The organism is Gammaproteobacteria bacterium (assembly GCA_022340215.1).
Lineage (GTDB): Bacteria > Pseudomonadota > Gammaproteobacteria > JAJDOJ01 > JAJDOJ01 > JAJDOJ01.
Map to the genome: position 1 here is coordinate 1 of JAJDOJ010000160.1, position 21,660 is coordinate 21,660.

A 21,660-nucleotide genomic window follows, 5' to 3' on the forward strand; every position below is an offset into this window, starting at 1 on the left:
GCGTCACCAACCGGTCCCGATCATGAGTACATCACAGCACTCCGCCACCCGACGCGTCACGCCATCCGTGTGCATCGGGCACATCCGGGTAGGCGGCGATCACCCGATCGTCGTACAGTCGATGACCAACACCGACACCGCCGACGCCGTGCGTACCGCGGCCCAGTGCGCAGAGCTTGCCCGCGCGGGTTCGGAACTCGTGCGCATCACCGTAAACAACGAGGTGGCGGCGGCCCAGGTCCCCCATATTCGCGAGCAGCTCGACAAGATGGGCATCGACGCCCCGCTGGTCGGCGATTTCCATTTCAATGGCCACAAATTACTCGAAAGGTACCCGGCCTGCGCAGAGGCGCTCGGGAAGTACCGCATCAATCCCGGCAATGTCGGCAAGGGCCGCAAGCGTGACACGCAGTTCGCGCAGCTGGTCGAGTTCGCCTGCCGCCACGACAAACCCGTGCGCATCGGCGTGAACTGGGGCAGCCTGGACCAGGACTTACTGGCCCGCCTGCTGGACGGGAATGCAAAGCTCTCCGAACCGAAGGATCTGCAGCAGGTCACCCACGACGCCCTGATCGAGTCCGCGCTCGGCAGTGCGCGTCGCGCCGAGGAACTCGGCCTGCCGCATGAGGCAATTATCCTGTCGTGCAAGCTGAGCGCCGTGCAGGACCTGGTGTCGGTCTACCGCGACCTGGCATCGCGATGCGATTATCCCCTGCATCTCGGCCTCACCGAGGCCGGGATCGGCTCCAAGGGCATCGTCGCTTCGACCGCCGCATTGTCCATCCTGCTGCAGGAGGGAATCGGCGATACGATCCGGATCTCGCTGACGCCTGAACCCGGGGGCGAGCGCACCCGCGAGGTCATCGTCGCCCAGGAGATCCTGCAGACCATGGGACTGCGTTCGTTTACCCCCATGGTCGTCGCCTGTCCCGGTTGCGGACGCACGTCCAGCGACTACTTCCAGCGGCTCGCCGAAGAGATCCAGTCCTACCTGCGACACAACATGCCGCAGTGGCGCAACCGCTATCCCGGCGTCGAGGCGATGAGCGTCGCGGTCATGGGCTGCGTGGTCAACGGGCCGGGTGAGAGCAAGAACGCGAACATCGGTATCAGCCTGCCAGGCTCCGGCGAGCGTCCCGTCGCGCCGGTCTACGAGGACGGCGTCAAGACCGTCACGCTCAAGGGCGAGGGTATCTCAAAAGACTTCCAGGATATCGTGCAGGCCTACATCGAGTCCCACTACGGGGCGAATGCCGCAAGCGGCGATGCGACACGGGACCGGGACGGGACGGGGTGACTCGACGTTGGCGTGATTCCGGCAGATTGGTGGACTTCGCTACCGCTCGTCCACCCTACGTCACCTTCGCTTCGCTGGTCCACCCTACGCAACCGAAATACGGCAGCGCAACCCACCAATAGCGTGTCTGGCGAACGTTACGATCGCTCAACCGTTCCCCTTACGCGAGGGGACATTGGTATGACGGAGGCTGAAGAGCTGGATCTGGTCGCGCAGGTGCTCGATGGTCGCGGTCGACAGCTCGTTGCGGGCGTCGTCGAGCAGGCGGGCGTTGAACCGCGCGGCCAGGGTCTGAGCGATCTCCAGCATGATATTGAAGGCCTTGAGTCCCTCCTTGGGTCCCGGCAGCAGGATGAACAGGCTAAGGCCGGGTGTCGAACCGCCCTTCAGCAGTTCTTCGCTGAAGGTACCTGGGGGATTGATGTCGGCGAGCGCGAACAGCGGCTGCGGCTTGCCGAACATCTCCACGTTCCATTCGAAAACCCCGTCCGGGCTGAAGTCCAGACCGATGCGCTGCGCGGAATCCACGATGTCCGGACCGGAGATCCGCTTGGGCGGGTCCGGGACGACGTGCAGCGCCGCCAGCAGTCTGGACTCCCCGTTCGGCATGCGCGAGATCTTCGGGCCGGCATCCGGTGAGGGCCGCGGCGCCTTCGCGGCCGGTTCCTGCGGCGGTGTGAGCGCGTAACCGGGAGCCCCGGTTGTCGCGCCCGCGCCGTGACCTACGGGATCATGTTCGCCCCCGTAACCGGCCGGTGAAACCTCGAGACCCGACCGGGCGCGTTCCTCGTGCACTGCATCGCGCAGCGCCCCGAGCCCGTCGCGGATCTCCTCCGCCGTCGGTTCTCCGCCCCCGGGCACGTTGCCGAGCCGAAGACCGACCGAGTCGCGGTTCAGGTCTTCCTCGTCGAACAGGTCCGCGGCCGACTGCCTGTGCTCCCTGCGGCTGAGCAGGTAGATGACGACCAGGATCACGACACCGAGACCCAGCAACACCCAGCGAAACTCCCAAGCAGACATCATCTTTGCTCGACCCTCCCCCGCCAGTTCGGCGCCATCCCGGGAAAACCCCGACGGCTCACCCCGTCGCCATCCTGGCCGCCTCGTCGACGTCCACGGCCACCATCCGCGAGACGCCGGGTTCGTGCATGGTCACACCCACCAGTTGATCGGCATATTCCATGGTGGTCTTGTTATGGGTGATGAAAATGAACTGCACGTTGTCGGACATGGCTTTGACCAGTTCCGCGAATCGTCCGACGTTGTTCTCGTCCAGCGGCGCGTCAACCTCGTCGAGCATGCAGAACGGCGCCGGATTCAGTTCGAAGATCGCAAATACCAGCGCCACGGCGGTCAAGGCCTTCTCGCCGCCCGACATCAGGTGGATACTGCTCAGCCGTTTGCCCGGAGGCCGTGCCAGGATCGAAACGCCGGTGGAGAGCAGGTCGTCGCCGGTCATCTCCAGCCGCGCCTGGCCGCCCCCGAACAGACGCGGAAAGGTCTCCACCAGCCGGGCGTTGACGCGCTCGAAGGTCTCGCGGAAACGCTGGCGTGTCTCGCGATCGATCTTGTGAATGGCGCTCTCCAGGGTCTGCAGCGCCTCCATCAGATCGGCGTGCTGAGCGTCAAGGTAGGACTTGCGTTCGGACTGCTCCTGATACTCGTCGATCGCCGCGAGGTTGATCGGTCCCAGACGCCCGATACGTGCGGCCAGTTTCTCCGCCTCGGCCTCCCACTCGGTCTCCGAGGCTGCTTCGGTCAGTCCGGCCAGGACCTCCTCGAGACCGAAGCCGGCCTCCCCAACCTGCTCTCTCAGCGTCTCGCATCGCACATGGGCTTCCTGCCATTCCATTCTCAACCGGTCGCGGTGCGCCCGCAGATCGTCCAGGCCGTGTTCGGTCTCCGCCCGCTTGCGGTCGTGTTCGCGCAGGCTCGCGTCGACACCCTGCACCCGCGTCCTGGCCTCGGTCACCGATCGATCCACCTCGACGCGTCGTTCGAGCAAGGCCTCGAGCGCGATGGCCTGATCGTGTAATGGCGTCTCCCCGCTCGCGATGTCGGCCTCGAGTTGTTCCCGCTGTCTTTCCAGGCGCCCGGTGCGGGCGGTCATCCTTTCCAGACCCTCCAGGATGGAGATGCGTGCGGTGCGCAGGGACTCGAGCTGCAAGGCCGTCTCGTGGGCGTCATCACGTGCGGCACCCGAGCGTTCCCGCGCCGCAATCAACGCGCCTTGCATCGCCTCGCGTTCTGTCGCCAGGACATCCCGCTCCTGGTTGAGCGCCTCGATCTTCTCCAGCGCTTCGCTGCGGCGCTTTCGCGCGGCGGCATGGTCCGCCCGATGCCGGGCCTGCTGGTCCGCGACCTCATCGATCTCCTCTTCGATACGTTCACGCCGTTCGGCATTCTGTTCCAGCCGGCTGCGCAGCGCGGCGAGCCGCCGCTCAGCCTCGGTGTGCGTACGGTTCGCCTGATTGGCGTCGGCCTGGGCCTCGTGCAGTGACCGTTCCAGATCGGACAGCGCCTCACGTCCCCGGGAGAGTTCGGCCTCCAGTGCTTCGATGGACGCCCGAAGTGACGCGCTACGGGCCTGCAGAACACGGATCTCGCTCTCACGTGCCAGCACACCGGCGTGCTCGTCCGGATCGCGTGAGACACGCAGCCAGTCGGTTCCCAGCCACAGGCCCTCGCGCGTCACGACCGACTGGCCCGGTCCGAGCATGTCGCGCAGCGCCAGGGCGCCCTGCAGATCGTCTGCGACCCGTACCTGACCAAGGACATCGGGCAACGGCCACGGCGCCCTGACCCGCGCGGCGAGGGTCTCTGCTCCCATTGCCGAGACCGTATTACCCCGCACCGTATCGCAGATCACCACATTGCCGCGCTCCAGCGATCCCAGCGCGTCCAGCACGCCATCCAGTCCTTCGCTGCAGACGGCCTCCAGGAACTGCCCCAGGACCGTCTCCACCGCGGTTTCCCAACCCCGTTCGACCTCGATTCCCTCGGCGAGCCTCGGCGCCTGCCCAAGTCCGCAACCGCCCAGCCAGGTGGTGACGTCCTCCTGACGTTTGCCGAGCGCCGACTCCTGCAGGGTTTCCAGTGACGAAAGCCGACCGCGGGTCTGCTGCTCGGCCGCGCGTTGCTCGTTGAGCCTGCGGTTCAGCTCCCGGTTGGCCTCACGCGCCGACTCGATCTGGCCCAGCAATGCCCGGATCTTCTCCTGGACCCGTTCCGCGTCCTGCTGTGTATCGCGCGCATCCGCCGCGAGCGCTTCCACTTCCCCGATCAGTTTGCCGTCTTCAAGACCTTCAAGCTCCTCGCGCAGGCGCGCCTCCCGCCGTCCGTCCCGGACGAGCGACCCCTCGAGCTGCTCGAGTCGCGCCCGTTCGGCCTGCGCCGTTTCACCCGGTTCAGAGACGAGGCGGTTCAACGCCTCCCAACGCTGCTGGAGATCGGCGACGCTGGCTTCCAGGGTGCGATACTCCTCCGTGGCTTCCTGCTGTGCCACCCTGAGCGTCTCGAGCCCGGGTTCCCGCACCCCGATCTGCGTCTCAAGCCCGGCCAGTCGTTGCCCGTCGCGCTCGCGCTCGGCCTCGACGTCGGCGTACTCGGCGCGATTCGCGCCCAGCTCCCGAACCTTGGCCTCACGCTGCTCCCGCGCGTGACGGATCGCCTCCTCGGTCCGTGTGATCTCCCCGCCGAGCCGGTAGAAATCCGCCTGCACCCCGTTGAGGACCTCCTGGGCCGAGACCTGTTCCTCGCGTAACTTCTCCAGCTCGGCCTCGATTCCGCGAAGGGTTGCCTTGGCCCTTTCGGTCTCGGATTCCGCCGTCCCGGCCGCCGTCTGCCGCGCCGTGGCCTCGGCGTCCAGGCGACGCCAGCGCAATGTGAGCAGCTCGCCCTTCACCCGGGATTCTTCGGCCTTCAGTTCCTTGTAGCGCTCAGCGGTGCGTGCCTGACGCTTGAGGCGCGCCAGTTGCTTGTCGATCTCCTCGCGCAGGTCATCGAGGCGCTCGAGGTTCTCCCGGGTGTGGCGGATGCGGGTCTCGGTCTCGCGCCGACGCTCCTTGTACTTGGAGATGCCGGCGGCCTCTTCCAGGTAGACACGGAGTTCTTCGGGCTTGGCCTCGATCAGTCGGGAGATCATTCCCTGCTCGATGATGGCGTAACTGCGCGGCCCCAGACCGGTGCCGAGGAAGATGTCGAGAATGTCGCGGCGCCGGCAACGCGAACCATTGAGAGCATATTTCGACTGTCCGTCGCGCGACACCTGACGGCGCACCGAGATCTCGGCGAAGCCGGCGTACTGCCCGCCTGCACGGCCCTCGCTGTTGTCGAATACCAGTTCGATGGAGGCCTGTCCGACCGGCTTGCGGGATGAGGAGCCGTTGAAGATTACGTCTTCCATGGAGTCGCCGCGGATATGGCGCGAACTCTCGCCCATGACCCAGCGTACAGCATCGATGATGTTGGACTTGCCGCAGCCGTTGGGCCCGACGACGCCCACCATGCTGCTCGGGATGTGAATGGTGGTGGGGTCCACAAAGGACTTGAACCCCGCCATCTTGATCTTGTGCAGGCGCATCTGCGCTGGTTGTTTCCCTTGGTGTGTGGCGTTTCTCCGTCAACGCGGCGAGCGGCGATGCGGGAACGTCCGGTTCCGGCAGGATTGTCGGATGTTATAATTCTTTTTTCAGCTTTCTAATAAAGCTTTTTCTTATTCATAGACGCGGACGCGTCCATCCATTCCGCATGCCCAGCGAATCCTCCAAAGCAATCGAAACTTTCGAGAATCCGCAGATTGACAGTGATTATACCATCCGTATCCGCGTTCCGGAGTTTACCTGTCTGTGTCCGAAGACCGGGCAGCCGGATTTCGCCGAACTCACCCTCGAGTACGTACCCGACAGGATCTGCGTCGAGCTGAAGTCACTTAAGCTATACGTCTGGTCGTATCGCGACGAAGGGGCGTTCCATGAGGCCGTCACCAACCGTATCCTCGACGATCTCGTCGCGGTGACCCAACCCCGGTTCATGCGCCTGACCGCGGACTTCAACGTACGCGGTGGGATCTACACCACCGTCGTCGCCGAACACCGCCGACCCGACTGGACCGCACCGTCCCGCGTCGATCTGCCCTAAGGAAACCCACCCATGAGTCCGAGTGTATTCGTCGGGCTGGACCTGGGCACGTCCGGCTGCCGCGGCTGCGCGATCGACGAGGCGGGACGCATTGTGGGCGAACGCTCAACCCGCATACTGCCTCCCGCTGCCCGGGGACCCCGCCTCGAACAGGACGCCGAACCGTGGTGGGCTGCCGCATGCGAGGTTCTGGGCGCCCTGACCGCAAGCCTTCCCGAGGGCACTATCCGCGCCATCGCGGTCGACGGAACCTCGGGCACCCTGATCGCCACCGATGCCGCCGGCAGTCCGCTGGCACCGGCCCTGATGTACAACGACGCCCGCGCGACCGACGACGCGGCCCGCATCGCACAGATCGCGCCGCCTGACACCGGCGCGCTCGGTCCTACCTCCGGGCTGGCCAAGTTCCTGTGGCTGTCGGCGCGACTCCCGGCCGCCTCTTTCCGCCACGCACTGCATCCGGCGGACTGGCTGGCCGGTCGACTCCTAGGACGCTACGACACCAGCGACGAGAACAACTGCCTCAAACTGGGTTACGACTCCGTACGACGTGAATGGCCGGCGTGGCTCGACGCACTGGAGCTCGACCGCTCCCGTCTGCCGCGGGTGGTGCCTGCCGGCACGCCGATCGGCATCATCGACCCACCGGTGGCCAAGATGCTGAACCTGCCTCGGGACACCACCATCGTCGCGGGCACCACCGACAGCATCGCGGGATTCCTGGCCACCGGCGCATCGGCACCGGGAGACGCGGTGAGCTCTCTCGGCAGTACCCTGGCGCTGAAGGTCCTCGCGAACCGTCCGGTCTTCTCGCGCGAGTACGGCGTCTACAGCCACCGCCTGGGGGAGCGCTGGCTCGCGGGCGGGGCATCCAACACGGGCGGCGCGGTGCTCGCCCGTTTCTTCTCCCCGGAGGCGCTCGAGACGATCACGCCGCAACTCGCCCCCGAACGCCCCACCGGGCTTTCCTACTATCCCCTGCCCTCGCGCGGCGAGCGATTCCCGTTCAACGATCCCGCCCGCGAGCCCACGCTGTCTCCCCGTCCGAAGGATCCGGTAATCTTCCTTCAGGGGATGCTCGAAGGCATCGCGGAGATCGAGGCCGAAGGGTACCGGCGGCTGAAGACGCTCGGCGCCCCGTATCCGCGCCGTGTCCTCAGTGTTGGAGGGGGTGCGGAAAATCCGGCGTGGACCCGAATTCGGGCCCGGCGACTCGGCGTCGAGGTCTCGACGCCCGAATACACCGGGGCCGCCCGGGGCGCGGCGCTCCTGGCGCGCCGTGGCATAATTCGCCATGTTGGATAGCAAAACTGCCGGGTTACGCAGCGCTAACCCAACCTACCCAACACTTCCCGATTTCCCCGATTGTGGCCGAGAAGACAGATTCGTAGGTCGGGTTAGGCGCGCCACCGAGCGAGAAATCCCGGGGTAGTCGTCCGCACCGTAACCCGACACCAGGGGGCACGAATCCGTCGATTACGCTTTCGAAAACCTGACCGATAAAATACCTGCAGTATCACGAAGGAAGCACATACGATGATCGTAAAACTGGGCATCGGGTTCGGCCACGTACTCAGCGGATTCAGGCTGATCAACCGTCCCGGCATTCGCCGCTACGTCGCGATCCCGCTGCTGATCAATATCCTGATCTTCGGCGGCGTCCTTGTGTTCGGCTGGGGCGAGTTCGAGCGCCTGCTGACCTGGATCACGAACTACCTGCCCTCCTGGCTGGACTGGCTCACCTGGCTGCTTTACCCCGTATTTATCCTCACCGCCCTACTGCTCGTCTTCTATCTGTTTACACCGGTCGCCAACCTGATCGGCGCGCCCTTCAACGCCCTGCTCGCCGAGAAACTGGAGCGTGATCTGTCCGGCCGGGGTCCTGAGGGTCGCGGTGGCGTCCGCGCGATCGCCGCGAGCGCCGGGGTCGCGGTGGGCAACGAGCTGCGAAAACTGTTCTACATGCTGGTACGGAGCATCCCCCTGTTGCTGCTGTTCGCGATCCCCGTCATCAATGTGGCCGCTCCGTTTATCTGGGCATTGTTCGGGGCCTGGATGCTGGCGATCGAGTACGCCGACTACCCGATGGGCAACTACGATATGAAGTTTCTCGACGAGCGGGCGCTGTTACGCAAAAACCGGTCCCTGTCGCTCGGCTTCGGGGGAGGCATCCTGCTGATGACCATGATCCCGGTACTGAACTTCTTCGCCATGCCGGTCGGTGTGGCGGGGGCCACGGGGATGTGGGTGAAGCACCTGCGTCCGCAGGCCTTCGGGGATGAAACCGGGGGCAAACCGACCCGGACAACCTGATCCGCCCTGCGCCGTCAGGCCAGGTAGCGGCCGAGCCGCTCGACACCCTCCTGCAGGTTCTCCTTCGATGTCGTGTAGGCGAAACGGACATGCGACGCGGGGCGGAACTCGCCGAAATCGATCCCCGGCGTGATCGCGACACCAGCCTCCTCCAGCAGGCGGCGCGAGAATGCGTAGCTGTCGTCGGTGAACGCCCCGCATCCGGCGTAGAGATAAAATGCGCCCTGCGGCGACACCGGGATATCGAAACCGAGGTCCCGCAGGGCGGGAAGCAGCGCGTCGCGCCGTTCCCTGAATACCTCCCGCCGACCGTCCAGGATCTCCAGTGTCTCGGGCTCGAACGCCGCAAGTGCAGCGTGCTGCGAGAGTGTGGGCGCGGCGAGGAAGATGTTCTGCGCCAGCTTGTCGATCTCGCGTACCCAGGGGGCAGGAGCCACGATCCAGCCCAGCCGCCACCCGGTCATGCCGAAATACTTCGAAAAGCTGTTCACCACGAAGACGTTGTCCCCCAGCGCCGCGGCGGTCTCCGGCGGCTGGCCGTAGGTCAGGCCATGATAGATCTCGTCGACGATCAGGACCGCCCCTCGCTCCGAGGTGAAACGCGTCATCGCGGAAAGCTCCGCCTGCGGGATCAGGGTGCCGGTGGGATTGGAAGGCGTGGCCACCAACGCCGCCACGCAGCGACGACTCCAGTGCTCGCGCAACAACGCCGTCGTCAGCTGGTACGCGCTCGAGCGGTCCACGGGAACCGGACACGCCCGCCCCTCGTACTGGCGCACGAAGTGCCGGTTGCAGGGATAACCGGGATCGGCCATCAACACCTCGTCCCGCGGATTCACCAGCACACCCATGACCAGTTGCAGCGCGCCCGAGGCGCCCGGCGTGACGATGATCCGTGCGGGATCGACAGTGACGCGATAGCGACGCGCGTAGAACTCCGAGATCGCCTCGCGCAGCGCCGACAACCCCACCGCCGGGGTATAGTGCGTCAGAGACCGCTCCAGCGCCTGTACTCCGGCACGAATGACCGGTTCGGGCGAATCGAAATCCGGTTCTCCGATCTCCATGTGCACGATCCGTGTGCCGTCCGCCTCCAGTTCGCGGGCGCGCGCGAGCAGGTCCATGACGTGAAAAGGCGCGATGTCGGCCATGCGACCCGCGATGTGAGGGGATCGATCCAAGTAGCAGAGTTCCCGTGCGTTTGGGCGCCGGGACCGGTGACTGCGGCAGCCGGCCGGCGAATCGTGCCGATTCTACGCCTCAGCCGCCACCGTGGACGATCTCGGCGAGCGAATGGGCCGCCGGGACATCCTGAACCGGATACCCGCCCAGCAGTTTCTGGATGCGGCTGCGAGAGAACAGTCCCCTGACCCGCTGCTTACCGCTTTCTCCGGTCTCGACGACGAGGACGTGGCGACTTTCGAGTTCCCGCAGGGTTTCCCCGATGTGCCGGACCTGGGCGTCCCTCACGCTGATCATGTCCAGCACCTGCACCTTGTTCTGCGGTGTCATCACCATTTTCACGGTGACCGCCTTGCGAGCGGCGCGTTCCCCTTCCACCAGTTTGATGGGCAACTCGCCCATGATCTCCTCGGCCGTCACAATGCCGATGATCCTGCGGTCCTCGTCGATCACCAGCAGCATGCGTACCCCGAATCGTTTCATGTACTCCAGGGCGTCGTCGACGTTCATGTCCGGGGAAACCGTGACCGGCCAGACCTCGCGGAAGTCGGTCATGGCCTCGATCGCCGGACTGTCCGGATGCAGCAGCTCGGGCGCGTCGGGCGGATGATCGTATTCGCTGCCGGCCTGAAGCGGGATCGTGGCGCGGGCTACGTGTAGCTTGGTCATACTGAACACCTCAAGGCCATTCATCGGTAAATTCGGCACATTCATGCCTGCCGCATGCAGTCGATCCAGCGACTCGCACAAAAATCGCCATGCGCATCACGGATCGGCGAATACACGCTGATTATACTGCGATTCATACGGTGCGATGCCAGATGCGCCTGAACCCGAAGCGACAAGATCAAACACCTAAGGAGACACCCAATGTCAGAACGCATCGACACGCAGATCCTCAAGGCCCGCATCAGCGCAAAGATCCGGCGGCTGGAAGACGAGGCAATGCGATCCGGCGCCAGCCCTGTCCCCGAAGTGAACACGCCCACGATCAAGGGATTGCCCGACCCGGAGACCTTCCGCAAGATGCTGTCTGACGCCAGGAAGTAGTCGATCCGCCGAGCGGCCAATCGTCTTCCCCGCTTGCGGATGTGCGTGAGAGTCGCACCCGCAACAATCCCCTGATCCCCGTACCCGCCTCCTTCGTCCAAAAAGACACGACGAGGACGAGGGTTCTTCGGTTTACGATCCCTCCTCCGCCTCCCGTTTCAGAACAATCCGCGTTCCCGGCGTTGACGTATCATGAGATCCATCCGCCTGACCGGCTGGCGTATCGCATGAATCGCGAACCATGAAAGAAATCCTGGAGCGAATCGACCGATTGCTGAACCTCGTCGAGGAACGCCTGCCCGCCATCGACGGGGGTACGGAGTGGGACTCGCCGGCATTTCGCTGGCGGGACGGTGCCCTGCGCGCAGTGCGGCGCCCGCACGAGATCCAGCCCGACGACCTGCTCCATATCGATCGGCAGAAGGCCCTGCTGCATCGGAACACCGGTCAGTTCGTCACCGGCGCGCCGGCCAACAACGCCCTGCTGTGGGGATCGCGCGGGACCGGCAAGTCTTCGCTGATCAAGGCCATGCTGGCGGAATTTCATGACCGCGGACTGCGGCTGGTCGAGGTGGACCCGCACGACCTGGTGGACCTCCCGGAGATTGTCGAGCCGATGACCGGGCGCGAGGAGCGCTTTGTGCTCTTTGCCGACGACCTGTCCTTCGAGTCCGGTGACGCCAGCTACAAGGCGCTGAAGGCCATGCTCGACGGCGCGATCGCCGCCGCGCCGCCGAACGTGCTGATCTACGCGACCTCCAACCGGCGTCACCTGATGCCCGAGTTCCAGCGCGAGAACCTGGAAGCGAGCAACATCGACGGCGAGATCCATCACGGCGAGTCCGTGGAAGAGAAGATCTCCCTCTCCGAGCGCTTCGGACTGTGGCTCGCGTTTCACCCCTTCAACCAGGACCAGTACCTTGCGGTCGTGAACCACTGGTGCAAACGGCTGGGACGCGACGATGAATCCGAGGAGCGCCGGTCCGAGGCCTTGCGCTGGGCGCTGTCGCGGGGGTCGCGCAGCGGGCGGGTTGCCCGCCAGTTTGCGCAGGACTGGGTGGGACGTCATCAGGCCGGTTGAGGGGGGGCTTTGCACGCGGGAGGGGCGGCCAGTCGCTCGCAACACGCGCAATGCATCGTGGGCATGTGCAAGGAACCCCGGCGATCCCGGTCTAATTGGTATCGGTTTCCACAATTTGCAGGAACGATCGCGGCATTCCTCCTCCCTCCCCCCTCGAGGAAAACGCCGAGATGAGGGTGAGAACCTGGGGACGATACGGCACCGGTTTAGGTTCTCAACCCCCCCCTAACCTCCCCCCTGGCAGGGGGGAGGGATCGGTGAGGGATTGCTGAAATGAAAATGATCTGATGGACGATTCCGAATTCAGACAGCGATGCCTCGAGGATCCTGAATGCCAGGACCCGGAGTTTCTGCGCAAGGCCGTGGAAAACCCCGAAAACACGGCCCTGCTGCGCTTCTGCAGGCAACTCGACCGCAAGATCCGCGGTGTCGCGAACGACATCGATCCCCCCGCCGGACTCAACGAACGCATCCGCGAGCGTGTCGCCGCCGACAAACGACGATCATCCCGCAACCGCTGGGCGGCCCCGCTCGCCCTGGCCGCTACGGTGGGCATCGTCGCCTTGCTGGGCGTCCTGTTCTGGGTGCCCTCCGGCCTGGAGCCGATCGCAGACGTGGTGCTCGACCACATCAATCTCGAACGGCATCACCTGTCGGACCACGACGACGTACCCCCCGAACGCCTGTCGCGACTGCTCGCCGACTACGGTGCGACCCTGCACGGCGATCTGGGGATGGTTTCCTTTGCGAGCGCATGTCCCATGCGAAAACAGAAAGGGGCGCACCTCGTGGTGCAGGGGGAACGCGGCCCGATCACGGTGCTCGTCATGCCCGGTGAACGGGTGGACGCCCGGCAGGTCATCGAAGACACGCGTTTCACGGGAGTGATCGTTCCGATGACGGCCGGCGCAGCAGCGATCGTCGCGGAACACGGCGAACCGCTCGGAACCTTTGAACGGCGCCTGCGCAAGGTCGTCAGCGGGATAGGCTGACGGTTTGCTGCCCAGCGGAACCCTGTCCCCGACGCCGCTCCGTCCCCTCCGCACCCCAACCCGCCGTGGCATAGCGCGATGCCCAGGCCGCGGTCATGTCGGCGACAAGTTGGGCATCATCCCTCGAGGTCAGCAGGTGATCGGCCCCGTCCAGTTCTATCAGCGCCTTCGGATGCGACGCCCAGGCAACCAGGCGTTCGCCGTGGTGACGGGGCACGACCGGGTCCGCCGGGCTCTGGAATACGAGCAGCGCCCGGTCCAGTGCTCTGATTCCCGGTTCCAGCTCATACCCGGCCACGTCCTGCAGAAACTCGCGCCGCAGGGTGTAGGTCTCGTTGCCGATGGCGACCGGGGCCGAGCCGGTCTGCTCGATGGTGTCGGCGACGTGCGCCAGGTGGTCGAGTATCTGGCCCGGGCGGCTCGGCGCGGCGATCGTGACCACCACCTGCGACTCGGGGATTGCCGGCGCGGCTACCAGCACCGCGGCGCCACCGAGGCTGTGGCCGATGAGCACGCCCGGCGCCCGATGGTGTCGCCTCAGATACTCCGCCGCGGCGAGCACGTCCTCGACGTTCGAGCTGAAGCTCGTCTTCGAGAAATCCCCCTGACTGGCACCCAGACCGGTGAAGTCGAATCGCAACACGGCAATCCCGTGCCGCGCGAGCGCCTGACTGATACGCGATATCGCGAGATACTGCTTGTTGCAGGTGAAGCAATGGGCGAAGAGCGCGAACAGCCGTGGTTCCACGCCCTGTTCCGGCAGATCGACCCGGCCGTCCAGCAGATGGCCATGGGACCCCTTGAATCGCGTGTGCAGCGAGCGCCTGCGGCTCATTCACGGCTCCTCATGGTCATCGAATCGGTGGTCGGCGTGCACGGCGTCACCAGGGATGCCGCGGAGAAAGGGCTGGGGAAACTCCCGTCATCATTAGCAGATCCCACCTCGGTGAAAGTGTTTCATTCCCACAGCGAACCGCTGGAATTCGATTTCCTTCCGTCGGGGACTATCCGACCCAGACGCGCGCGTTTCGGAACAGGTGCATCCAGGGGCCGTCCTCGCCCCAGTCGTCCGGATGCCAGGAATGCTGCACCGTGCGGAAGACCCGCTCGGGATGCGGCATCATAATGGTGAAGCGGCCGTCGCGGGTGGTGAGACCGGTGATCCCGAGCGGCGACCCGTTGGGGTTTGCGGGGTAAAGGCGCGCCGAACCACCCGCATTGTCGACGTACCTCAGGCTCACCAGACCGATCTCGATCGTCTCGTGCGCCGCCGCGTCGCTCAAATCCGCCCTACCCTCACCGTGCGCCACGGCCACCGGTATCACCGCGCCCTCCATGCCGGCCAGCAGTACCGACGGAGAATTCAGGACCTCCACCAGGCTCAGACGCGCCTCGAACTGCTCGGAGCGGTTGCGCAGGAAACGCGGCCAGTGGTCCGCACCCGGGATCAGCTCCTTCAACAGCGCCAGCATCTGGCAACCGTTGCAGACACCGAGCCCGAAACTGTCGTCCCGTGCGAAAAAGGCCTCGAACTGCTCCCGCGCCCGGGCGTTGTTGAGGATCGATTTCGCCCAGCCGCCACCCGCACCGAGCACGTCGCCATAGGAGAACCCGCCGCAGGCCGCCAAGCCCCTGAACCCCGCCAGATCGATCCGCCCCTCGACGATGTCGCTCATGTGGACGTCCACCGCCTCGAATCCTGCCCGGTGAAACGCCGCGGCCATCTCCACCTGCCCGTTGACGCCCTGCTCGCGCAGGACCGCCACCGCCGGCCGCACACCGGTGGCGATCAGCGGCGCGGCGATGTCCTCGCCAGGGTCGAAATCCAGCCTCGGACGAAGTCCCGGATCGACCGGGTCGCCCGTTGCCTGGTGCTCCTCCAGCGCGCAGTCCGGGTCGTCGCGCAGGGCCTGCATCCGAAACGTCGTCTCGGCCCATCGCTTGTGTAGGGCCTCGCGCGCCTCTGACCAGACCACCCCGCCCCCGTGCGACACGACGAGACGATCGTTCTCCTCCGGCCGCCCGATCGGAAAAGCATGCCGCCCCAGGCCGGCCTCGCGCAGTCCCTGGAGGACGACGTCGGAATCGCCGTGGCGCACCTGAATCACGGCCCCGAGTTCCTCGGTGAACAGCGACGCGATCGGGTCGGGTCCCAGGTCGTCGAGGACGAGGCGTACGCCCGTGTGACCGGCGAACGCCATCTCGCATACCGTCGCCAGCAGACCGCCGTCCGAACGATCGTGGTAGGCGAGGATGAGCCGATCCCTCGCCAGATCCTGGATCGCGGCGAAGAAGGCGCGAAAGGCCCCCGGATCGTCCAGGTCGGGGGCGTGGTGCCCCACCTGCCCGTACACCTGCGCCAGCGCGGATCCCCCGAGCCGGTTGGCGCCGCCCCCCAGGTCGATCAGGATCAGGTCGGTGTCGCCCAGATCGGAGCGAAGCTGCGGCGTCAATGTGTGGCGCGCATCGGTCACCGGGGCGAAGGCCGAGACGATCAGTGACAGCGGCGCGGTCACCGACCGCGACTCGCCGCCTTCCTCCCAGACGGTCTTCATCGACATCGAGTCCTTGCCGACGGGGATGGCGATGCCCAGCGCCGGACACAGCGCCTCGCCCACCGCGTGTACGGTGTCGAACAGGGCAGCGTCCTCGCCGGGATGCCCCGCCGCCGCCATCCAGTTGGCGGACAGTCGCACCTGTGCGATATCCGCGATCCGGGCCGCGGCGATATTGGTCAGCGCCTCGCCGATGGCCACGCGACCCGATGCCTCGGGATGGATCAGCGCCAGGGGTGTGCGCTCGCCCATGGCCATCGCTTCGCCGCGGTTGCCGGTATAGTCGCTCAGGGTGACCGCCACGTCCGCGGCCGGGACCTGCCACGGCCCCACCATCTGATCTCGCGCCACCAGGCCGGTGACGGTCCGATCGCCGATGGTGATGAGAAAGGTCTTGGCCGCCACCGCCGGCAGGCCGAGCACGCGATGCACCGCCTCGGCGATGTCGATCCCGCCGGTGTCGAAGTCGGGCTTGCGAAACGTCGCGTGGTGGACGTCGCGCCGCATCTTCGGCGGCTTGCCGAACAACAGCTCCATCGGGACATCGACTGGGGTGTTGTCGAAATACCCGTCACCCAGGACCAGATCGGGCGTCTCGGTCGTCTCTCCAACGACGGCATAGGGGCAGCGTTCCCGCGTGCAGAGCCGCTCGAAATCCTCCAGCGCCCCGGGCCGCAGCGCGAGTACGTAGCGCTCCTGGGCCTCGTTGCACCAGATCTCCATCGGCGACATCCCTGGCTCGTCGTTGGGGACGGTACGCAACTCGAAGCGTCCGCCGCGTCCGGCGTCGTGAACGATCTCGGGGATGGCGTTGGACAGACCGCCAGCGCCGACGTCGTGGACCGACAGGATGGGGTTGTCCCCGCCGCGCGCGATGCAGCGATCGATGACCTCCTGACAGCGCCGCTCCATCTCGGGGTTGCCGCGCTGCACCGAGGCGAAATCCAGGTCTTCGGCACTCTGGCCGCTCGCCATCGACGAGGCCGCGCCACCGCCGAGACCGATGAGCATCGCCGGTCCGCCCAGCACCACGATCGGCGCGCCGGCAGGCAGGTCCTGCTTGTGGGTGTGCATGGCCCGCGAGGCGCCCAAGCCCCCGGCCACCATGATCGGCTTGTGATACCCCCGCAGCTCCTTGCCTTTCGGCCCGGGAACCCGCATCTCGAAGCTGCGGAAATACCCCGCCAGATTGGGCCGCCCGAACTCGTTGTTGAAGGCCGCCGCGCCGATCGGCCCCTCGATCATGATGTCCAGCGCCGAGACGATGCGCCCGGGCCGGCCGTGATCGACCTCCCAGGGCTGCTCGAACCCGGGGATGCGCAGGTTCGACACCGAAAACCCGCACAGGCCCGCCTTGGGCTTACCGCCGGTACCGGTCGCCCCCTCGTCGCGGATCTCACCGCCCGAGCCGGTCGCCGCGCCCGGAAACGGCGAGATCGCCGTCGGATGGTTGTGCGTCTCGACCTTCATCAATATGTTGGTCTGCTCGCGCACCTCCCGGTAAACACCGGTTTCCGGGTCCGGCATGAAACGCGCGGTGACCGCGCCCTCGATGATGGCGGCATTGTCGCTGTAGGCCGACAGGATCCCCTCGGGGTGGTGTTCATGGGTGTTGCGGATCATCCGGAACAGCGAACGCTCGCGTGGCCGGCCGTCGACCACCCAGTCGGCGTTGAAGATCTTGTGCCGGCAGTGTTCGGAATTGGCCTGCGCGAACATCATCAACTCGACGTCGGTCGGGTTGCGGCCGATCGAGGTGTAACTCTCGGCGAGGTAATCGATCTCGTCGTCCGAGAGCGCCAGACCCATCTCGACATTGGCACGCGTCAGCGCTGCGGTGGCATCCCCGCCGAGGTCCACCCGCCGCACCGGCGCGGGCTCGGCCGTCCGGAAAAGCGCTTCGGCGTCGCCCGTCTCGCGCACGACCACCTGGGTCATGCGATCGTGCAGCGCGGCGGCCGCCGCGACCCACGCGTCCCGATCGAGTGCGTCACGATCGACCCAGACAAAGTGCGCGATACCGCGCTCGATACGATGAACCGAGGACAGGCCACAGTTGCGGGCGATATCCGTGGCCTTGCTCGCCCAGGGCGAGATCGTCCCGGGGCGTGGGATGGTCAGCATCAACCTGGCGTCGACAGGGGGTGTCATCACGTCCTCGCCGTCGTGCAGGAGCCGCTCCAGGACCGCCTGTTCAGACGCACTCAGTGCAGTTTCCAGATCGACGAAATAGACGTAGGAGGCCCGCAGGTCGCGCACCTTCGGGGCGGTCTGCCGGAGCGTGTCCAGCGCTCGCGCAAGCCGGAACTCGGAGAAGGCCGGACCGCCATACAGGGTAAGCATTGCGCGACGTTCCCGTTATGAGGAGAGGCAAATGGGGGAGACCCTCGGCCCGCCGGATCCCGGGCCGAGGGCTCCGAGGGCTCCGAGGGCTCCGAGGGCTCCGAGGGCTCCGAGGGCGAATGATAGCGAATCGCCCGGCGCTTCGCCCAACCTCCGCGCGGTGACAGGGAACGAAACCAGGAATATACTGTCTGTGTAGAAGAACTTTTGGGGGCGACCTGGTTTCGACGTGGGTTGCAAAACCTGAGGTGCATGCCGAGGATGTCGCTGTCCTCGTAAAACACGCGGCAAATCAATACTTGCCAACGACGACAAGTACGCACTCGCTGCTTAAAACCCAGTAGGGTGCCGTCTGACCGGGGCCGTGCTTGTGCGCCCGAGCCTCAGGCGTCATCTCTCGCAAGCTCGCGGTGAAGCGCTCCCGGCGTGGATCCGTTAAAACTCATCCGGGATCGCTGACCGTCTTCCCTGCCCGCCGGGTAGCGTTCGGCTAAATCAATAGGCGTGGATAAGCATGTAGAGCCGAAGGCGGAGGATTCGCGGACGCGGGTTCGATTCCCGCCGCCTCCACCACTACCCAAACCCCAACCGTTCTCGGTTGGGGTTTTTTCTTGCCCGTAAGCGCGGAACCCCGCGAACCGTTTGGGGTTCCTGCGGACGGCTGCGGACTTCGCCTCCCGGCCCCCTACCCCCTCCAGGGACCCATTCCGCTCTCTCCTGGCCATTCTTCTCTCCGGCCTCGGGTCTCACCGATGACCCGAAGTCCGCAAGTCAGACAATTTTTCCCATTGGCAATCAAAGTATTATCTGCGGACTCTCCAGTGCGGTTTTTTTGTGGCATTGGGTGGCGGAGGCTCCGCGTGGCCCTAACCCCCGCGGGACCAGGAGTGACTAGGCGAACACAGACCCAGGGCCGCCCGCACGGCGCGAGTCTCGCTGCCTACCGAGGCTGAACTAGACCGGCCCCCCCAAGGGGCCATCGAGTTGGCGTCAGCACGTTGGCCAGACGTGTTTAGACGATCCTGACAGACTTTCGTCTGCCCATCACCGGATAACAGCGCAATTGTGGGACAAAGGGCGCGGTGCTAAGGTCGGGTCCTCGGTAGCATCCTGCTAGCCGTGATGGCTTGCATGTCCTGCGACAGAATCGCGGACCATGAAGAGACGAGCATCCGATGCCGACTGAACCCTGGGTCTCCGTCGAAGACGTAGCGCGGCATCTCGGTGTCGCCAAGGATTCCGTTTACCGCTGGATTGACCACAAAGGACTCCCTGCCCACAAAATCGGTCGGCTCTGGAAGTTCAAGATCATGGAGGTTGACGACTGGGTGCGTTCTGGTGGCGCCGTCGACCGGCTGCCCGGGGATTCTAGTGGAGAGGATCGAAAGTGATGGAGGAGACCACCCGCGTCGATTTCGAGCGGCTACTCAAGCTGCGGCTCGCAGTCGCCCGCCACGGGGAGATGGATGCGGCCGCCTGGTGGAACACCAAGGGCATCCTCGGCCGCCATGGCGCGCTTGCGCTCAAACGCGGCTTCCCTTCGACTCACTATTTCGCCCAGGCCCGCATTGCCTTTGCTGTCGCGCGCAGCCGCTGCCGCGAGCTCTTCGATCCGCCGGGGTGTATGACACTCTGGAATCTCCCCGCGGAGGTCGAGGATCAGTTCGAGGAGCACTGGCAGGACTGGCTCGACCAGGGCGAGCAATGGACACCGTTCTTCGAGAAGCTCGCCGCGACGGGAACCAAGGATCTCCTCTCAGAACTTAGCGACTTCGGTCTCGTCGACCAGACTCACCTCGAAGCGGTCGGCAAGCTGCGCCGTTCGGCAGAGGGCCGGTCAGTGCCCTTGTCCGGGACCTACGAACCAAACGACGACGTCATCACTATGCTGGCGGCCGGCTTCGCCAGAGGCGAGCGAGGTAACCCAGCGATTCCTTACGCGCGGCTTGGGGATTGAGCATGGAGGCCCGTGTCAAAGTCGCTTCTTGCCACGCTATCAAAGGCTCCCTAATCGAGGAGACCTACGCGGTCTTCCGCGGCTGGGACTACGAACTCTCGAAAACCGAAAACCTCAAATGCGCTCGCCAGGAAAACACGATCGGCGCCAAGAGTGCCGCTTGGGCGCAGAATGTGTCCTGGGCGTTCAGCCGGCGCTTCGACCCCGCGGGTCGCGATCGGGCTCTCGCGGAGCTCGCCAAAGTGGGGTGTGACCGGGAGGTCTGGAAGCCCCTGCTTCTCTACCACATGACCCGGAACGAGTTCCTCGTCCGCGACTTCCTCGTCAACTGGCTCTACCCCCAGTTCACCGCCGGTGCTTACCGGCTGCGTGCTGAGGACGTGCTCCCCTACCTTCAAGCGCTGAGCAAGAAGAAAGGGATCGAGTGGTCCGGCAACTGGAGCGAGGCCACGTCGAATCGCGTCGCCTCTGGCCTCCTGCGACTCGCTGTCGACTTTGGACTCCTCAAGGGTGTCCAGTCGAAGGAGTTTGCCTCCTACCACCTGCCCGAACAGAGCTTCCTGTACCTGCTCCATGCCATGACGGACAGTGAAGCGAACGCCCGGCGCGTCATCGAGTCCGACGACTGGCGCATGTACCTCCTGGACTCGGGCGATGTCGAGCGCGAGCTCCTGCGCCTGCACCAGTTCCGCAAGCTGCACTATGAGGTCGCCGGTAGCCTCGCCCAGATCAAGCTGCCTGCTGCGTCGGCGGCCGACTACGCCAGGGAGCTTCACTGATGCCCGACTGGAAGGAGCGCCTCACTGGGCAGCTGGAGCCCCTCTTGAAGCTGCCCGACCCCAGGCAGCAGATCAGTGCCTACCACGACATGCCCTATGCCATCTTCCGCTACGCGCCGGAACAGGAATTCGCCCTGCGCCAGGAAATCGCTCTCCTGCGCACCCGGCTCGAACAGATGGGCAAACGGGTGACCATCATCTCGCTCGCCGAGTGCCTCACCGAGGCCCTGGAAGCGGAAGGCATGGGCCCTGCCGCGCTTGTCGAAGCAGAAAAGTCGGTGGGGCTCGAAACGACGGTTGATACCATCTTCCAGATCCTGAGCGAATACCAACCCCTGGACGAGCTGGTCGCCCGTCGCATCCCCGAAGATGCTGACCCGCTACGGGATGTGGTGTTCATCGTCCGTGCAGGCGCGCTCTTCCCCATGTACCGCACCTCGGCGCTGCTGGAGCAGCTCAAGGGCAAGGTGCACGTCCCCGCCGTCCTGTTCTACCCGGGCGAGCTCGACGGTGCCGCCGGCCTGCGCTTCATGGGCGTTCTGGATGCCGAGCACAACTACCGGCCGAAGATCTTCTGAGGGTGTGTGCGATGACCGTCGAGACCATCAAGGACCTGTTTGCCAGCAACATCGACCGCCGCATCGAGGAGGTCATCAAGGTCGACCAGGCGGACGAGACCATCATCCGGGAAGAGCTCGCCGAATATGTCGTCACCGATTCCATCCGCTCCCACTTCCGCGAGGTCTTCGACCACTACCAGACCACCTGGCAGAAGCCCAACGAAGGCATCGCCATCTGGGTCTCGGGCTTCTTCGGCTCTGGCAAGTCCAGCTTTGCCAAGTATCTCGGCCTTGCGCTGGCCAACCGAGACATCCTCGGTCAAGGCGCCGGGGAGCTCCTCGCCCAGCGCTGTCATGATCAAAAGATCCAGGTCCTGCTGAGCAACATCGCCGAGCGCATCCCCACCGAGGC

18 protein-coding genes and 1 other RNA gene are annotated in these 21,660 nt (G+C 65.3%); 13 read left to right on the forward strand and 6 right to left on the reverse strand.

Annotation, left to right across the window (positions count from 1 at the left end; genetic code table 11):
• Positions 1-22 precede the first annotated feature (22 nt).
• Positions 23-1,297, forward strand: a complete 1,275-nt coding sequence (ispG, locus tag LJE91_11340) for a flavodoxin-dependent (E)-4-hydroxy-3-methylbut-2-enyl-diphosphate synthase (protein MCG6869288.1) — start codon at positions 23-25, stop codon at positions 1,295-1,297.
• Between the two features lie 147 nt (positions 1,298-1,444).
• Here ispG and LJE91_11345 read toward each other — a convergent pair whose 3' ends face one another.
• Entirely contained in the window at positions 1,445-2,320 is an 876-nt protein-coding gene (locus LJE91_11345; protein ID MCG6869289.1) for a cell division protein ZipA C-terminal FtsZ-binding domain-containing protein, read from the reverse strand.
• A 55-nt stretch (positions 2,321-2,375) separates the two neighbouring features.
• Positions 2,376-5,879, reverse strand: a complete 3,504-nt coding sequence (gene smc, locus LJE91_11350) for a chromosome segregation protein SMC (protein MCG6869290.1) — start codon at positions 5,877-5,879, stop codon at positions 2,376-2,378.
• Positions 5,880-6,046: 167 nt separating this feature from the next.
• On the opposite strand from smc, the gene queF reads away from it, so the two are divergent.
• The 3 genes from queF (at position 6,047) to cysZ (ending at position 8,749) form a co-directional block, all read left to right on the forward strand.
• Positions 6,047-6,436 carry a preQ(1) synthase gene (gene queF, locus LJE91_11355; GenBank protein ID MCG6869291.1) on the forward strand — a complete coding sequence of 130 codons (390 nt, stop codon included), beginning with the start codon at positions 6,047-6,049 and terminating at the stop codon, positions 6,434-6,436.
• Between the two features lie 12 nt (positions 6,437-6,448).
• Positions 6,449-7,741 carry an FGGY-family carbohydrate kinase gene (locus LJE91_11360; GenBank protein MCG6869292.1) on the forward strand — a complete coding sequence of 431 codons (1,293 nt, stop codon included), beginning with the start codon at positions 6,449-6,451 and terminating at the stop codon, positions 7,739-7,741.
• A gap of 231 nt (positions 7,742-7,972) precedes the next feature.
• The gene (gene cysZ, locus LJE91_11365) at positions 7,973-8,749 is read left to right on the forward strand and encodes a sulfate transporter CysZ (protein MCG6869293.1); all 777 of its coding nucleotides are present in this window, start codon (positions 7,973-7,975) and stop codon (positions 8,747-8,749) included.
• A 14-nt stretch (positions 8,750-8,763) separates the two neighbouring features.
• Here cysZ and LJE91_11370 read toward each other — a convergent pair whose 3' ends face one another.
• Together LJE91_11370 and LJE91_11375 are read right to left on the reverse strand one after the other, a co-directional pair.
• Positions 8,764-9,930 carry a pyridoxal phosphate-dependent aminotransferase gene (locus tag LJE91_11370; GenBank protein ID MCG6869294.1) on the reverse strand — a complete coding sequence of 389 codons (1,167 nt, stop codon included), beginning with the start codon at positions 9,928-9,930 and terminating at the stop codon, positions 8,764-8,766.
• Positions 9,931-10,009: 79 nt separating this feature from the next.
• Entirely contained in the window at positions 10,010-10,600 is a 591-nt protein-coding gene (locus tag LJE91_11375; protein ID MCG6869295.1) for a CBS domain-containing protein, read from the reverse strand.
• 201 nt (positions 10,601-10,801) lie between these two features.
• Between LJE91_11375 and LJE91_11380 the strand changes: the two genes are divergently transcribed.
• The 3 genes from LJE91_11380 to LJE91_11390 all read left to right on the forward strand — a co-directional run bounded on the left by LJE91_11380 (position 10,802) and on the right by LJE91_11390 (position 13,054).
• Positions 10,802-10,981 (forward strand): hypothetical protein, encoded by a 180-nt coding sequence (locus tag LJE91_11380; GenBank protein MCG6869296.1) that lies wholly within the window; start codon positions 10,802-10,804, stop codon positions 10,979-10,981.
• A gap of 241 nt (positions 10,982-11,222) precedes the next feature.
• Positions 11,223-12,062, forward strand: a complete 840-nt coding sequence (locus LJE91_11385) for an ATP-binding protein (protein ID MCG6869297.1) — start codon at positions 11,223-11,225, stop codon at positions 12,060-12,062.
• Between the two features lie 287 nt (positions 12,063-12,349).
• The gene (locus LJE91_11390; protein MCG6869298.1) at positions 12,350-13,054 is read left to right on the forward strand and encodes a DUF3379 domain-containing protein; all 705 of its coding nucleotides are present in this window, start codon (positions 12,350-12,352) and stop codon (positions 13,052-13,054) included.
• On the opposite strand, the gene LJE91_11395 is transcribed toward LJE91_11390, so the two are convergent.
• Both LJE91_11395 and purL read right to left on the reverse strand, forming a co-directional pair.
• The gene (locus LJE91_11395; protein MCG6869299.1) at positions 13,038-13,889 is read right to left on the reverse strand and encodes an alpha/beta hydrolase; all 852 of its coding nucleotides are present in this window, start codon (positions 13,887-13,889) and stop codon (positions 13,038-13,040) included. The genes LJE91_11390 and LJE91_11395 overlap by 17 nt on opposite strands.
• A 169-nt stretch (positions 13,890-14,058) precedes the next feature.
• Positions 14,059-17,952: a phosphoribosylformylglycinamidine synthase gene (gene purL, locus LJE91_11400; protein ID MCG6869300.1), complete on the reverse strand. Its 3,894-nt coding sequence runs from the start codon at positions 17,950-17,952 to the stop codon at positions 14,059-14,061.
• Positions 17,953-18,161: 209 nt separating this feature from the next.
• Between purL and ssrA the strand changes: the two genes are divergently transcribed.
• The 6 genes from ssrA to LJE91_11430 all read left to right on the forward strand — a co-directional run.
• Positions 18,162-18,525, forward strand: a transfer-messenger RNA (tmRNA) gene (ssrA, locus tag LJE91_11405).
• A 602-nt stretch (positions 18,526-19,127) separates the two neighbouring features.
• Positions 19,128-19,343, forward strand: a complete 216-nt coding sequence (locus LJE91_11410) for a helix-turn-helix domain-containing protein (GenBank protein MCG6869301.1) — start codon at positions 19,128-19,130, stop codon at positions 19,341-19,343.
• Entirely contained in the window at positions 19,343-19,909 is a 567-nt protein-coding gene (locus LJE91_11415) for a BrxE family protein (GenBank protein MCG6869302.1), read from the forward strand. The genes LJE91_11410 and LJE91_11415 overlap by 1 nt, the downstream gene beginning before the upstream one ends.
• 2 nt (positions 19,910-19,911) lie before the next feature.
• Positions 19,912-20,688 (forward strand): DUF1819 family protein, encoded by a 777-nt coding sequence (locus tag LJE91_11420; protein ID MCG6869303.1) that lies wholly within the window; start codon positions 19,912-19,914, stop codon positions 20,686-20,688.
• Positions 20,688-21,266, forward strand: a complete 579-nt coding sequence (locus LJE91_11425; GenBank protein MCG6869304.1) for a DUF1788 domain-containing protein — start codon at positions 20,688-20,690, stop codon at positions 21,264-21,266. Before LJE91_11420 ends, LJE91_11425 begins: the two co-directional genes overlap by 1 nt.
• An 11-nt stretch (positions 21,267-21,277) precedes the next feature.
• Positions 21,278-21,660, forward strand: a 383-nt coding sequence (locus tag LJE91_11430; protein ID MCG6869305.1) for a BREX system P-loop protein BrxC, incomplete at its 3' end; no start/stop codon positions are given.